This is a genomic window from Nesterenkonia sp. CL21, assembly GCF_031705515.1.
GTDB lineage: Bacteria > Actinomycetota > Actinomycetes > Actinomycetales > Micrococcaceae > Nesterenkonia > Nesterenkonia aethiopica.
In genome coordinates this window covers 989508-1004069 of record NZ_JAUTWR010000001.1, presented here as the reverse complement: position 1 = coordinate 1004069, position 14562 = coordinate 989508, and the positions used below count along the sequence as shown (strand labels likewise).

The 14562-nt window shown below is 69.8% G+C and carries 11 protein-coding genes, 1 tRNA gene and 1 other RNA gene; 8 read left to right on the top strand and 5 right to left on the bottom strand.

The genetic code is table 11. The annotated features are described in order from the left end of the window. Nucleotides 1–40 precede the first annotated feature (40 nt). Nucleotides 41–493: a reverse transcriptase-like protein gene (locus Q7C18_RS04490; RefSeq protein ID WP_311024358.1), complete on the top strand. Its 453-nt coding sequence runs from the start codon at nucleotides 41–43 to the stop codon at nucleotides 491–493. An 86-nt stretch (nucleotides 494–579) separates the two neighbouring features. Here Q7C18_RS04490 and Q7C18_RS04485 read toward each other — a convergent pair whose 3' ends face one another. The 3 genes from Q7C18_RS04485 to Q7C18_RS04475 all read right to left on the bottom strand — a co-directional run bounded on the left by Q7C18_RS04485 (nucleotide 580) and on the right by Q7C18_RS04475 (nucleotide 4299). Next, a complete protein-coding gene (locus Q7C18_RS04485; protein ID WP_311024357.1) occupies nucleotides 580–1362 on the bottom strand; it encodes a peroxide stress protein YaaA in 783 nt (260 codons plus the stop codon). Between the two features lie 73 nt (nucleotides 1363–1435). Beyond that, entirely contained in the window at nucleotides 1436–3379 is a 1944-nt protein-coding gene (locus Q7C18_RS04480) for a VWA domain-containing protein (protein WP_311024356.1), read from the bottom strand. Beyond that, nucleotides 3376–4299 (bottom strand): AAA family ATPase, encoded by a 924-nt coding sequence (locus Q7C18_RS04475; RefSeq protein WP_311024355.1) that lies wholly within the window; start codon nucleotides 4297–4299, stop codon nucleotides 3376–3378. Before Q7C18_RS04475 ends, Q7C18_RS04480 begins: the two co-directional genes overlap by 4 nt. Nucleotides 4300–4547: 248 nt before the next feature. On the opposite strand from Q7C18_RS04475, the gene Q7C18_RS04470 reads away from it, so the two are divergent. From Q7C18_RS04470 to Q7C18_RS04455, 4 genes are all read left to right on the top strand, one after another. Beyond that, entirely contained in the window at nucleotides 4548–6032 is a 1485-nt protein-coding gene (locus Q7C18_RS04470) for an SPFH domain-containing protein (RefSeq protein WP_311024354.1), read from the top strand. 16 nt (nucleotides 6033–6048) lie between these two features. Further along, nucleotides 6049–6552 (top strand): hypothetical protein, encoded by a 504-nt coding sequence (locus Q7C18_RS04465; protein WP_311024353.1) that lies wholly within the window; start codon nucleotides 6049–6051, stop codon nucleotides 6550–6552. A gap of 169 nt (nucleotides 6553–6721) precedes the next feature. Next, nucleotides 6722–7134, top strand: an RNA gene (gene rnpB / locus Q7C18_RS04460) — RNase P RNA component class A. A gap of 200 nt (nucleotides 7135–7334) precedes the next feature. Further along, nucleotides 7335–8801 (top strand): glyceraldehyde-3-phosphate dehydrogenase, encoded by a 1467-nt coding sequence (locus Q7C18_RS04455; RefSeq protein WP_311024352.1) that lies wholly within the window; start codon nucleotides 7335–7337, stop codon nucleotides 8799–8801. A gap of 176 nt (nucleotides 8802–8977) precedes the next feature. Here the strand turns inward: Q7C18_RS04455 and ettA are convergent, their stop codons facing one another. Both ettA and ssb read right to left on the bottom strand, forming a co-directional pair. Then, complete coding sequence (gene ettA / locus Q7C18_RS04450; RefSeq protein ID WP_085437043.1) at nucleotides 8978–10660, bottom strand: energy-dependent translational throttle protein EttA; 1683 nt, start codon at nucleotides 10658–10660, stop codon at nucleotides 8978–8980. A gap of 55 nt (nucleotides 10661–10715) precedes the next feature. Continuing rightward, nucleotides 10716–11246, bottom strand: a complete 531-nt coding sequence (gene ssb / locus Q7C18_RS04445) for a single-stranded DNA-binding protein (protein WP_311024351.1) — start codon at nucleotides 11244–11246, stop codon at nucleotides 10716–10718. A 299-nt stretch (nucleotides 11247–11545) separates the two neighbouring features. On the opposite strand from ssb, the gene Q7C18_RS04440 reads away from it, so the two are divergent. The 3 genes from Q7C18_RS04440 (at nucleotide 11546) to Q7C18_RS04430 (ending at nucleotide 14528) form a co-directional block, all read left to right on the top strand. Further along, a tRNA-Arg gene (locus tag Q7C18_RS04440) sits at nucleotides 11546–11618 on the top strand. A gap of 1 nt (nucleotide 11619) precedes the next feature. Continuing rightward, nucleotides 11620–13077 (top strand): DUF2079 domain-containing protein, encoded by a 1458-nt coding sequence (locus tag Q7C18_RS04435; protein WP_311024350.1) that lies wholly within the window; start codon nucleotides 11620–11622, stop codon nucleotides 13075–13077. Nucleotides 13078–13277: 200 nt separating this feature from the next. After that, the gene (locus Q7C18_RS04430) at nucleotides 13278–14528 is read left to right on the top strand and encodes a glycosyltransferase (RefSeq protein ID WP_311024349.1); all 1251 of its coding nucleotides are present in this window, start codon (nucleotides 13278–13280) and stop codon (nucleotides 14526–14528) included. Nucleotides 14529–14562 lie beyond the last annotated feature (34 nt).

Below are 14562 nucleotides of genomic sequence, written 5' to 3'. Positions count from 1 at the left end.
GCGACGCCATCGACCCGTTGCAGGACCTGACAGGAGAGACGTGACCACTCTGATCATCGAGGCCGACGGCGGCAGCCGCGGCAACCCGGGCATCGCCGGTGCAGGAGCCCTCGTCCGCGACGAGGCCGGCCGCATCCTCGCCACCAAGGCCACGCCCATCGGGAAGGCGTCCAACAACGTGGCTGAGTACACCGGACTGATCGACGGCCTGAAGCTGGTGCGGGAGATCGACCCCGAGGCCGCCGTCGAGGTGCGCATGGACTCCAAGCTCGTGGTCGAGCAGATGAGCGGTCGATGGAAGATCAAGCACGCCGACATGAAGCGGCTGGCCCAGGAGGCCTCCCAGATCCTGCCGCTGATGAACGTGACCTTCACCTGGATCCCGCGGGCCCAGAACGGCGACGCCGACGCGCTGAGCAATGAGGCCATGGACGCCGCCGCCGCCGGCCAGGACTGGGATCCGGCGAAAAGCCGCGTGCGGCCCGGCGCCTGAGCAGGGCGGGATCCTCAGGGGGCGGGTCCTCTGCCCCGCTTCCGAGGGCCGGACTCGAGCGCCGGAGGCTCGGGCCGCGCGCAGGCTCAGCCTGCGGCGATGAGGTCCAGCTGGTGGGGCGTGCGACCAGCCGCCGGGCGGACTTCGACGTCCCAGCGTTCGGCCGCCAGCTCGGCCACCTGATCCACGGTCTCGGGCATCTGCTCGGCGCGCAGCACCATGCCGGTGAGCTCTCCTCGGGCGTGCTTGGCGAAATGGGTCACGACCTTCCGCGTGCCCTCACGCTCGGTGAAGCTGTTGACCACCAGAGTCTGCTCCGGGTGCGGACGGTAGGCCGCCGCATAGCCGGAGGAGCGACAGTCCAGCACCAGCTGGTCGCCGACCCGTTCACGCAGCGGTTCCGCCAGGGCACCTCGCCAGTACCCGCCGAGTCGGCCCGGTCCGTCTCCGGCGGCGGGGGAGAGGTCCACACCCATGGACAGCCGGTAGGCCGGGATCCGGTCCGTGAACGACGTGGCTCCGAAGAGGCCCGAGAAGACCAGCACCTTCTCCGCCGCGCGCCCCAGCGCAGTGGCCGACAGATCAGGCGCTCCGAGCGCCTCGAAGAGCACCCCCGTGTAGACGTCATGGGCCGGTGCGGCGGGTGCCTCCCAGAGCTGCTGGTTGCGCTCCACCTCGCCCATGACTTTCGCGCCGACCTTGAGGATCTCCTGCGCGTCGGACTGTCGGCTCACCCGGATGAGGGCGTCAACGGCGGTGCGCCGCTGCTCGGCGAGCTCCGGCAGGATCAGCGAGTCCAGGTCCAGCCGCGCCGTACCGTCAGGGTCCGGAGCGGTCTTGCCTTCGGAGGGAGGGAGAAAGATCAGCACCGGAGCAGGCTACCAGCGGTCTGCTCGGTGCCGCGGACCGGCCCATGGCGCCGTGCTGGGCTCTGGCCTGACCTCAGAGCACCCGCGCACCGGCGCGTCGCAGGGAGTCCATCGCCTGACGTGTGCTGGTCGACCTCGCCCCCACCGGGATGACGGCCACGTCCGTGCCGTCGACGACCAGCTCACCGATGCGGAGCCGCAGCTCCCCCTGGGCTGTCCGGGGAGGCAGGTGCCTCCCGCCGCGGCCGACGGTCGGCAGACCGTCGGTCACCAACAGCACCCGCCGATGCTGGGGCTCCTCGGCCTCGAGGAGCTCGGCGGCGAGGTCCAGCGCCGGCACCAGGGGAGTGCCGCCTCCGGCGGGGACCCGGTCCAGGGACAGTCGGGCTCGGGCGGCACTGGTGGTGCGTCCCACGAGCAGCCGTGGCACGGATCCGGCCGCCAGGACCACCGAAACCGTCCCGCGCCGTGACGCGGTGCTGCTCACCAGATCGGACAGCGTGCGTGAGGCCTGCGAGAGGCCGGAGCTGCGCAGGGAGGAAGAGCCGTCGATGACGATCACGCTGTGTGTCCCTCCGCGGCGTCGACGCAGCACTCCGCGCAGATCCTCACGTCGGACCACGACGTCGGCGGCGGAAGCGGTGGGCGACTGAGCCTGGGATTCGGCAGGATCCTGCCTGGAGCTCGACTCCAGCGGCCGGCGGCCTGGCATGTCCCCTTCGCTCCGGCGGCCGAGACCCCGACGGCGGGCGGCCCGGCGGAGAGTGGGCGCAGCCGCGATGATGCCGCCGGCACGCTCGACGGCCACCTCCCGGAAGGCGGCCCCCCGGTGCTGGGACCGGCTCCGGGAACCGTCGCGGCCGTCCAGGTGCCGACGGGCCAGGGCTCTGCGCTGGCTGAGCGGTGCTCGCAGCGTGGCGTGGATCCCGGTGGGGCCGTCGAGCTGCCCCTCGGGCGCGTCAGGCAGGGCGAGCTCGAGCGCGCCGGGGTCGTCCAGGCTCGCAGCACCTCCGGGCGGGCCGCCTTCTTGGGCAGTGGTCTCCTGGGCGGTGGTCTCCCGGGCGGTGGGCCCCTCTGCTGTGGTGCTCTCCGCCCTGGCGTCGTGCTGTGCGCCGTCGATCCCCTCGAGGGGGCCGTCGTCACAGGCCGGGGCGTGGTCCCCAGCCTGAGGTTCGTCCTCCGAGCCGACCTCCCGCGCATCCGAGGACTCCCCGGCTGTCGTCTCGGGCGTCGGCGCATCGGGGGGAGAGCCGGTGTCCGTCCGGTCCTCTGGGGTCGGTCCGTCCTGAGCGGGCCCGTCGTCGGCATCTGGCCCATCGCTCGGATCGTCCGGGGCGGGACCGGACACTGCGGAGACTGAGGGGGAGTCCGGGCCAGATGGTGGCTCTGTGTCAGAGGGATCGTCAGCTCCGGTCGGTTCCTGGAGGGGCGGAATCCCCGGATCCTCCGTCGCGGAGGTGCAGGCGGCGCGAGGAACCGCGACGGTGCGCGCCACGAGGTCCGCCGCACGTCCGCTGCCGATCCTGGCGCTCAGCGAGATGGCCAACCGGGAGGCGGCCACGTCGAGGCCATGGTCCTGGCACCCGGCTCGGTCGAGCATCATCACGACGGCGGTGAGGAGGTCCTCGCCCTCGAGCGCGGTCCCCGTCAGCTCGGGCTGGTCCGGGGACGTCCGGGCAGAGCGCGTCCCCGGCGGGTCGAACCGCAGGATCGCCGTGCACCGTCGCAGCAGCGGAGCCGGGACCTCGCCCATCGTCTCCGCCAGCGCCAGGACCCTGGAGCGGTCGATCATGGCCAGCTGGTCGGACTCCCACCGGTCCGGGTGGCCCACTACGACGTCGGCGTGGTCCTGCAGCCGCCGAAAGGCGGTCTGGGCCAGCACCGGGTCGCCGGCGCACAGCAGGCCACATTCAGCCCCAGCCGTCCAGGCCTCCATCACCGGCTCCCAAGGACCGTCAGGCGCGTTCGACCTGGTGTCGGCCAGGTCCTCGGCGAGCCGGCGGCGGCGGGAGCTCATGCCGCGCGCAGTCCCAGCACGCGGGCCGCGGTGAGCTTGACCCGGGCCGCCTGGACGGTGGCGCTCTCACCCGGTCGGGCCGGCGTACGGTGCTGCAGCGCGGGGGCGGCGGCCTGCGCGACGTCCGTCTCCGTCGCCGCGTCACGGCCGGCCATCGCTGCCAGCGCCCGTGCGGTCCTGGCCAGGACGAGGTCGGCGCGATGGCCCACGGCGCCGGACTCCACGCAGACGTCGACGACACGGTCGAGCACGCGCTCCGGGACCTCGACGTGCCTGAGCCTCTCCCGCGCACGGAGGATGCGTTCGGCGAGCCGGGCCTCGCGGTCCTGGTGCAGCGCGGCGAACCTCGCCGGGTCGGCGTCGTGCTCCAGCCGACGCTGGACGATCTCTCGACGCAGACGCAGGTCGCGGATGGTGCGGACCTCGGTGGCGAGGCCGAATCTGTCCTGCAGCTGGGGGCGCAGCTCGCCCTCTTCAGGGTTTCCGCTGCCCACCAGCACGAATCGCGCGGGATGGACGTGGCTGAGACCGTCCCGCTCCACGCGGTTCACCCCTGACGCGGAGACGTCGAGGAGCAGGTCCACCAGGAAGTCATCGAGCAGATTGACCTCGTCGATGTAGAGGATGCCGCCGTGCGCCTCGGCCAGGATCCCGGGGGCGAAGACCATCTCTCCGCGAAGGGCCCTGTCCACGTCCAGACTGCCCACGACCCGATCCTCAGCGGCCCCCAGGGGGAGTTCCGCCACGGGCATCTCGACTCCATGGGCCGAGAGCAGGTGACCCAGCGCTCGGATGGTGGTGGTCTTGGCGGTGCCGCGGTCGCCGAGAGCCAGCACGCCGGAGATCTCCGGGTCGACGGCGCACAGCATCAGACAGTTCTTCAGCTCGTCCTGGCCGAGCACAGCGGTGAAGGGAAACACAGGCGACGACCCTACGGTAAATGCGAAACGTTCGCAATAAAAGGTGCGTCTGACGGCGCCGTCACAGCGCTTCAGTGTGCTGGAGCTCACTGATACGCTCGCTGGACACAGGCGTGAGGGATCTGGGTGATTCTGACCTGCGGAGACGGCTGGTCGCCGCGGTGGCGGACGGTGCGCGCGGCCTCCCGTCCTCCCGACCTGCACCGAGGCACGTCTGACGGACTTCCAGCTGGAGAGGTACTGACCTGATGCTCGAGACATTCCTCGGGGCGAGTCTGCTCGTCCCCATCATCGGCCTGATTCTCGTCGTCGTGATCGCGGCGGCGGCGGTCGTGGCCCGCTATCGCGTCGCGAAGCCCAATGAGGCGATCATCGTCTCCGGTTCAGGGTCCAAGCGGAGCCCGGACTCCGAACTTCCCGCCAGTCAGAAGATCGTCCAGGGCGGTGGGGTCTTCGTCCTGCCCTTCGTCCAGAAGGCCGATTCCATCTCCCTGGAGTCCCGGAAGGTGCTCCTGGAGACGTCGGCGATCACCCAGAACGGCATCAACCTCCATGTGGAGGCCGTGGCACTGGTGAAGGTCGACGGCAAGGAGGACTCGATCCGCGCCGCCGCCCAGCGGTTCCTGGGGCAGCAGCAGGAGATCGAGCGTTTCACCAAGGACGTCCTGGAGGCGTCGCTGCGCTCCATCCTCGGCACGATGACGGTGGAGCAGGTCAATCGGGAGCGTGAGGCCTTCGCCTCCCGCGCCTTGGACGAGTCCGAGTCCACGTTGACCAATCAGGGCCTGCTGCTGGATGCCTTCCAGATCCAAGGAATCCGGGACGACAACGACTACCTGGTCGACCTCGGCCGTCCGGAGGCCGCCAAGGTCAAGCGCGACGCGGACATCGCCGAGGAGAACGCGCGGCGGGAGTCGGAACGTGCCCGCATCGCCGCCGAGCAGGAGATCCTCGAATCACAGCGTGAGCTCGATCTGCGGGACGCCACCATTCGCGAGGAGACCGACCAGGCCAAGGCCAAGGCGGCTGCGGCCGGCCCGCGCGCCGAGGCGGAGGCTCAGCGCGCGGTGGTGGACCAGCAGCGTGAGACGGCGGAGCGCCGGGCCGAGCTCCGTGAGCAGGAGCTCGTGGCCGAGGTCCACAAGCAGGCCGACGCCGACCGCTACCGGGCCGAGCAGGAGGCCGAGGCCCGGCGCGTCGCCGAAGTCGCCGAGGCGCAGGCTCAGGCCGAGCGGGTCCGCCTCGCCGCCCAGGCCGACTTGGAGCGCCGCGAGAAGGAAGCCCGCGCCATCCGGCTCGAAGGTGAGGCAGAGGCTGCGGCCATCCGCGAGAAGGGCGAGGCGGAGGCCTCTGCGCTGCGTGAGAAGGCCGAGGCCTACCGCAGCTTCGGGCAGGCGGCCATCATGGATCGGATCATCGAGGCGCTGCCGGAGATCGCCCGGGAGGCCGCAGCCCCCATGAACAACATCGACTCCCTGACCGTGATCGACTCGGCCGGCGCGAACAAGGTCGTCAAGAACGGCGTGGACAACGTCAATCAGGCCGTGGAGCTGGCCAGTTCCGCATTCGGCATCGATGTGCGGGCGCTGCTGCGTGACTTCACCTCGGGCTCGAGCTCCTCAGAAACGGTCGATGCCGGCGTCGTCGGCCCTCAGGGGTCGGCGTCAGACCCTCAGACCGCCGACGGCGACGTCTCCTCCGTCGACGACCTCTCCGTCGACGACCGCGACTGACGGAGGGTCCACGACGATGATCGGGTTCGTCGTCCTGGCGCTGGTCTTCACCGTGCTCACGGCGCTGACCTTCATCCTGGACGGGCTGCTCGACTCCGTCATACCTGATCTCGGCGCCGACGGGCTGATCTCCTCCACCTCAGTCTGCGCCGCAGTCGCCGGCGCCGGCTACGGCGGATGGATCGGACGGGGAGCTCTCGACCTCGGTTTGGCGGGAGCGCTGATCGTGGCCGGACTCAGCGCCGTCGTCGTCCTCGGCATCACGGGCGCCACGATGAAGGTGGTCAGGAGTGGCGAAGTCCCGCAGGAGCGTCTCGAGGATGTGGTGGGCCGCACGGGCCGCGCCCTGACGGGCGCCCCGGCCGGGGCCCCCTTCGAGTTCCTGGTCTCGCACCGCGGGCAGCCCCTGAAGATCTCCGCGGTGGCGGAGCATGACGTCTCCCACGGTGACCAGCTGGTGGTCACCGAGGTCGTGTCGCCGACTCGGCTCCGGGTCACGGGGCAGAGCACTCGGCCCTGAAGGATTCCGGCTGGCCGGCACCGGGCGGCCGCCCCGGGGCGGAGTGCGACGTCGAGAAGGCCGCCGATGCCAGGACCGGAGGGACGATCTCCGGGAAGAGAGGTGGGTCACCTCCGCGGGGCCGCGGTGCGAGCGGGCCGCCAGACTGGCGTACGATGGACCTCCGGGACGGGTCGGCCGGGCCATCGCGGCGCCGCAAGGCCCCGCCGGCACCAGGGTGTGCGGCGGATAACTGCGACGTCGAGGAACGTCCGGACACCACAGGGCAGGATGGTGGGTAACGCCCACTCGGGGAGACCCGCAGGCCAGTGCCACAGAGAACAGACCGCCCGCTGAGCCGCCTGAGGCGTGCGATGCGGGCAAGGGTGAAACGGCGGTGTAAGAGACCACCAGCGCGGCAGGTGACTGCCGCGGCTCGGCAAACCCCATCCGGTGCAAGGTCGAACAGGATGCGTCATCAGGGCGGCCCGCCCGAGCATCCGGGTTGATCGCTCGAGGCCCGTGGCGACACGGTGCCCAGATGGATGATGGCCGCCGCACCATGGTGCGGCACAGAATCCGGCGTACAGGCCGGCCCGTCCCACCACGTCCCGCCCGCCGATCCCGGCTGGCGGGAGTGTGCTGCATCACATCCGGCCGCTGCGGCGGACCCTGCGGCATTCGTCGCCGTGACGACGCTCTAGACTGGAACCAGGAACGCTTCGACCACCCGCCCGGCGACGACACCGCCGACGCGAGGCCTCCGCCCAGGACAATGACGTCTTCACGGAAGGAACCAGACTGTGCCGAACCCCGCTGACGAACATCTCCAGCAGTGGATCGACCGGGAATCGATGGCCGAGGCCATGATCCCGCTGATCGGACGGCTCTACCGCGAGAACAACGTGGTGACCGGAATCCACGGACGGAAGCTCGTCAACCAGTCCGCCATCGACATCCTCAAAGCCCACCGTTTCGCCCGCCAGGTGGACGAGACTGAGCTCCCGATCTCCGAGACTCTCCCGCTGGTGGAGGCCCTGACGACCCTGGACCTCGGGGCCGCCAGCGTGGACATCGCCCGGCTCAACGCCCGCTTCAAGGCCTCGGGCTCCGCCGACCTCACCGAGTTCCTGCGCCGGGAGCTGGCCGAGGTGGTGGGGCGCGGCGGCGAGGGCGGCTCCGAGCCGCGAGACGTCGTGCTTTACGGCTTCGGTCGCATCGGGCGCCTGCTGGCCCGCATCCTCGTCAGCCGCGCGTCCTCCGCCTCCGGGCTGCGGCTTCGGGCAATCGTGGTCCGCCGCGGCTCGGAGAACGACCTCGCGAAGCGTGCCTCCCTGCTGCGCCGGGATTCCGTGCACGGACCCTTCGCCGGCTCCATCCGTCTCGACGAGGAGAACCAGGCGATCATCGCCAACGGCACCTACATCCAGGTGATCTACGCAAACGACCCGGCTGCCGTGGACTACACAGCCCATGGCATCCAGGACGCCGTGGTGGTGGACAACACCGGCCGCTGGCGTGACGAGGAGGGGCTCAGCCAGCACCTGCAGGCCGAAGGGGTCTCCCGCGTCCTGCTGACCGCTCCTGGCAAGGGGGACATCAAGAACATCGTCTTCGGCGTCAACCACGGTGACATCGCCGAAGAGGACCGCATCCTCTCCGCCGCGTCCTGCACGACCAACGCCATCACCCCGGTGGCGAAGCTCATGCACGAGGCCTATGGCATCGACCATGGACACGTCGAGACGGTCCACTCCTACACCAACGACCAGAACCTCATCGACAACTTCCACAAGGGAGAACGGCGCGGTCGGTCCGCAGCGCTCAACATGGTCCTGACCGAGACCGGCGCGGCCAAAGCGGTCGCCAAGGCGCTTCCTGAGCTCTCCGGAAGACTCTCCGGCAACGCGATCCGCGTGCCCACCCCGGACGTGTCCATGGCCATCCTCAACCTGGAGCTGGAGCGGGAGACCACCAAGGAGGAGCTCAACCGGTTCCTGCGCCGGGAATCCCTGGAAGGGCCGCTGCACAAGCAGGTGGACTACATCGACTCCGCCGAAGTCGTGTCGACCGACTTCGTCGGAACCCGTGCGGCCGGCATCGTGGACGGCCTGGCCACCATCGTCAACGGTCGCCAGGCGATCCTCTACGTCTGGTACGACAACGAGTTCGGCTACTCCGCTCAGGTCATCCGCACCCTCGAGCAGATGACCGATGCCGCCCCGGTGAAGTACCCCCGCGTCGAGGAGCTGGCCGCCACGCCGGCCTGAACGCGGCTCCGCGGCGACGCGCGCCGTTCCGCACCGCCCCTGCAGCGCCCCTGCAGCGCGGCGCCGAACGTCGGAGGGCATCCGTATGACAGAGGCCCCGGCGGCGGGATCCGGACCTGGATCCTGCCGCCGGGGCCTCTGCCGCGGGCCGTGCTCTGCCGCAGCTGAGTCGGCGCTCAGCCGCGGGTCAGCTTCCGGTGGGTCACCCGGTGCGGGCGGGCCGCGTCCGGACCGAGACGGTCCACCTTGTTCTGCTCGTAGGACTCGAAGTTCCCTTCGAACCAGTACCACTGGGCGGGATTCTCCTCGGTGCCCTCCCATGCCAGGATGTGAGTCGCCACCCGGTCCAAGAACCAGCGGTCGTGGGAGATCACCACGGCGCATCCCGGGAAGTTCAGCAGGGCGTTCTCCAGCGAGCCCAGCGTCTCCACGTCGAGATCGTTGGTGGGCTCGTCCAGCAGCAGCAGGTTGCCGCCCTGCTTGAGGGTCAGCGCCAGGTTCAGTCGGTTGCGCTCACCACCCGAGAGCACGCCGGCCTTCTTCTGCTGGTCCGGCCCCTTGAATCCGAACGCCGAGACATAGGCGCGCGACGGCATCTCGACGTTGCCCACCTTGATGTAGTCCAGGCCGTCCGAGACGACCTCCCAGAGCGACTTGTCCGGGTCGATGCCGGCGCGAGACTGATCCACGTAAGAGATCTTCACGGACTCGCCGACGGTCAGCTCACCGCCGTCGAGGTCCTCGAGGCCCACGACAGACTTGAACAGCGTCGTCTTGCCCACACCGTTCGGGCCGATGACCCCGACGATCCCGTTGCGCGGCAGTGAGAAGGACAGCCCGTCGATGAGCTGGCGGTCCCCGAAGGCCTTCTGCAGACCCTCCGCTTCGATGACCTGGGTGCCCAGGCGCGGCCCGGGCGGGATCTGGATCTCCTCCAGGTCGAGCTTCTTCGTGCGCTCCGCCTCGGCGGCCATCTCCTCATAGCGCGCCAGACGAGCCTTCGACTTCGTCTGACGGCCCTTCGCGTTGGAGCGGACCCAGTCGAGCTCCTCGGAGAGTCGCTTGGCCAGCTTGGCGTCCTTCTTGCCCTGGATCTCCATGCGGGCGCGCTTCTTCTCCAAGTACGTGGAGTAGTTGCCCTCATAGGGGTAGAGCCGACCGCGGTCGACCTCGCAGATCCATTCGGCGACGTGGTCCAGGAAGTACCGGTCGTGCGTCACGGCGAGCACCGCGCCCTCGTAGTCGGCGAGGTGCTGCTCCAGCCACAGGACGGACTCGGCGTCGAGGTGGTTGGTGGGCTCGTCCAGCAGCAGAAGGTCCGGCTTGGACAGCAGGAGCTTGCACAGGGCCACACGACGACGCTCACCACCGGAGAGGTGGGTGACCGGTTCGTCACCGGGCGGGCAGCGCAGGGCGTCCATGGCCTGCTCCAGCTGGGAGTCCAGGTCCCAGGCGTTGGCCGCATCGATCTGCTCCTGGAGCTTGCCCATCTCCTCCATGAGCGAGTCGAAGTCGGCGTCCGGATTCGCCATCTCGTCGGAGATCTCGTTGTACCGCTGAAGCTTCCCGTAGATCTCGCCCACGCCCTCCTGGACGTTGCCGAGCACGGTCTTCTCCTCGTTCAGCGGGGGCTCCTGCATCAGGATCCCCACCGAGTAGCCCGGAGAGAGTCGGGCCTCACCGTTGGAGGGCTGGTCGAGGCCCGCCATGATCTTCAGGATCGTCGACTTCCCCGCCCCGTTGGGGCCCACGACGCCGATCTTCGCGCCGGGGTAGAACGACATCGTGACGTCGTCGAGGATGACCTTGTCGCCCACTTTCTTGCGGGCCTTGACCATGGTGTAAATGAACTCTGCCATGCCCTCCAGGCTAGTCGGCCGGGGGCCTGTTCGCCCAATGCTTCGGGGAGTCGGCTCAGAACGGGGCGGCGACAGGCTCCTCCTCGGAGTCGTGGCCGTCCCATGCGGAGGGACTGCCCTCCGCCTCCTCCGCCGCGGCCGACAGGGCTCGGAGGTCCTGCTCCGGGTCGGCCGGAGAGGTCGGGCCGCTGGCAGCGCCCCAGCCGGCGGAGGAGTCCGCCTGCTGTCCTCCCAGTCGGGTGAAGGAGCTGGTCCCGAAGGTCAGGTCGTGTCCCACGCCGTCGGCGTCGATCTCCACCGAGGTGCCTCGCTGACCGGTGTCGTTGGACCACTGCCGCACCTTCAACCTCCCCGTGACGAGCACCGGGTCGCCCTTGGCCAGGGTGGAGTGGACGTTCTGGGCCAGGGCTCGGAAGCTGGTGACGGTGTACCAGTTGGTCTCGCCGTCCACCCATTCGCCGCGCTCCCGGTCGTAGCGTCGAGGAGTGGAGGCCAGTCGGAAAGTGGAGATCGGCAGGCCCTTGTCCGTGGTGATGTGTCGGATGTCGTTGCCGATGAAGCCTCGGACGGTGATGGTCTCGGTCATGGTGTCCTCCTGGAATGGTGTGCTGACCCTGCGGGCCGATCGTCTGGGGTCCCCGCTGGCGGGGCGGGCTGTCCGCGGTGACGGACCCGTGTCCGGGTCGTCGTGCCCGGTCACGCCAGTCTGCGCGGAGAGCGGCGGCCTCCGCGAGGGAACCGAAGAGCCCTGTGGAGACCCCGGCGTGTCGAGCGCAGGGGCAGGTCGCCTGTGGAGGAGAGAAGTCGGTAGACTGGTCCATCGGACTGGAGGGGAACCGCCGCACCGACCGCGCGTGGACGTGCCGTGGTGACCGACCAGTGCCAGCCTCGGTAGCTCAGGGGATAGAGCAGCGGCCTTCTAATCCGCCGGTCGGGGGTTCGAATCCCTCCCGGGGCGCTTGACGCGTTCACAGAGATGGCAGCTGGCCGCCGTAATGACGGCGGCCTCTTTGCTGTACCTGGCACATTCGCTGCTGCGGTTCCGCAACTTCGAGGCCAAGGGCTATGACCTGGGCATCTTCGACCAGGCGGTGCGTCAGTATGCGCTGTTCGAGGCGCCGATCGTGCCGATCAAGGGCGAAGACTTCCACCTGCTCGGGGATCATTTCCACCCGATCATCGCTTCCCTGGCCCCGCTGTACTGGATCTGGGGCGACCCCCGCATGCTGAACGTCGCCATGACGGCGCTGTTGGTCTCCACCGCGGTCCCGGTGTACCTGGTGGTCAGATCCTGGTTCAGTCACGGTCCGGCCATCCTCAGCGCGGCCGCGGTGCTGCTCTTCTGGCCGTTCCAGGCGATGGTCAACTGGGACTTCCACGAGATCGCGTTCGGTGTGCCGCTCATCGCGTGGGTGATCTGGGCCATGGAACGCCACCGCCCATGGTTGGCGGTCGGACTCTCGGCCGCGCTGCTGCTGGTCCGCGAGGATCTGGGCGTGACCCTGCTGGCGGTCGCACTCGTGCTGGCGATCCGTCGTCAGTGGCTCCCGGCGGCCGTCACCGCCGCCCTGGGCGTACTGGGATTCTGGTTCGCCACGGAGGTCGTCATCCCGCACTTCTCTCCGGCGGGGGAGTTCGGATATTGGGAGTACACCGCTCTGGGCGCCTCGGCGGGGGCCGCGGTGGTGTTCATGCTCACCCAGCCCTGGCACGCCGTCGCAGTCCTGTTCGACCACCCCCTGAAGGTGGGCCTGTGGCTGCTCCACTTCCTCCCGCTCTGGCTCCTGCCCTTCGCCTCCCCGTATGTGATCATCGGGGCCCCCATCCTCCTGTCACGCCTGTTCAACGACAGGCTCAACGTCTGGGCCCCTGTCTACCAGTACGACGCGATCCTCGCCCCGGTGTTCCTGCTCGCCGCCCTGGACGTCGTCCGGCGGATCGCAGGCCGCACCGGTCCGCGCGCCGGACGGCGGATCGCCGTCGCCCTGCCGTCGACGGTGCTGGCGGTGACCCTGGTGGGCACGTTGCTCTTCCCCCAGGTGTTCCCCTTCCAGCGGACGCTCACCGGGGACAACTGGACCATGACGGACCGGGCCGAGGCCCACCTCCGTGCGGTGGATCGGATCCCCGACGGCGTCTGTGTCGAGGCAGCGGACACCGCGGTGCCCCATCTGGTGGACCGGACGAGGGTCGGGCTCAACGGCACCACGGATGAGGATCGCCTGATGTGGCTCATCATCGATGACCGTGTCGACGAGCTGGGCGGCAGTGACCCGCTGACTCCTCAGGAGGCCTTCGCCCGGGCGGACCGACTCGGCTTCGAGCCTGTGATCGAGGACGATGAGGGCCTGTGGGTCTTCACCCGCGAGGTGGGGGAGGACGCTGCGGCCGGATGTGCGGACTATCTCCGGCGCTGAACTGGAGGATGGGCCACGGCGCTCCGAGCCTGCCGTCCGGATGGCCGAGAGCGGTCCGTCTCCCGATACTGGCGCGACGCAGGGCGCGCGGAAGGCCGCGGCTCAGGCACAATGGAGAGAGCCGTCGTGACCAGAGTCGGACGGCTGACCGGAGCTCCGGTCACCTGCACCGCATCAGCCGCCCACGGAGGACCAGCATCTTGGCCACCGCCACCACCACGCTCCCCTGCGGAGGGCCCTCGCCGCTCCGCATCGTGATGGTGAGTCTGCACACCTCTCCGCTGGCCCAGGCCGGCGCGGGCGATGCCGGCGGACTCAACGTCTACGTGAACTCGCTGTCCCGGGCCTTGAGGGCCGCCGGGGTCTGCGTCGACCTGGTCACCACCGGTGACGACGACGACCACGTGCGCCTGCTCGACGACGGGAGGCGGGTCCACCAGCTGCGCGCGGGAGGACCGGGCGGCAAGAATCGCCTCGTCGACGATGTCGAGTCCCTCGCCAGGCGCGCGCTGCGAAGCCTGGCCGCCGTCGACGGCACCGAGGTGACCACGGTGCACTCCCATTACTGGATCTCCGGCCTGGCCGGCACCCTGATGGCGCGCAGACTGCAGGTGCCGCTGGTCCATACCATGCACACGATCGGCGCGGTGAAGCAGGAGTGCGATCCGGCGGCGACGGAGGACCACCGTCGCGACGCGGCCGAGGCGGCCATCGCACGCTCAGCGGACGCCCTGACGGCGAACACCGCCCGCGAACGTGACGACCTGGTGCGGCTCTTCGGCGTGGAGGCGGAAGACGTGACCTCGGTGCGCCCCGGCGTCGACCTCAGCGTCTTCCACCCGCCCGAAGGCGAGGACCCCCGCCTCAGCCTGGAGGGCCGACCGCTGCGGCTGACCTTCGCCGGACGCCTGCAGCCCCATAAGGGCCCGCAGGTCGCCGTGGAGGCGCTGGGACTGTTCCGCAGGGTGATGCCTGACACTCCGGTGGAGCTCACAGTGGCGGGTCGCCAAAGCGGCGACGATGCCCTGGACATCGGGCGACTGGCCGCCCACCACGGAGTGGCGGATCTGGTGCGCACCACAGACCCGCTGCCGCACCCCGAGCTCGCATCCCTGTTCCGCGACTCCGACGCTGTGCTGATGCCCTCCTACAGCGAGTCCTTCGGGCTGGTGGCCTTGGAGGCGATGGCCTGTGGGACCCCGGTGTTGGCTCATGACGTCGGTGGGCTCTCCGAACTGGTCACCCACCGCCGGAGCGGCCGGCTCATCAGGTCGCTGGACCCCGCGGCATGGGCGGAACAGATGCGCTGGCTGGTCCTCCACCGGCGCGCCTGGGAGCGGTACAGCACGACGGCGGCCGTGCGAGCCGAAGAATACTCCTGGGCGGCGACGGCGACGGCGAGCCTGCGCCTCTACCGCAGTCTGAGCCCCGCCTCGGCCTTCACCGGATGAGGCGGCGCATCGTGCCAGGCGACGCGCCGGAGAA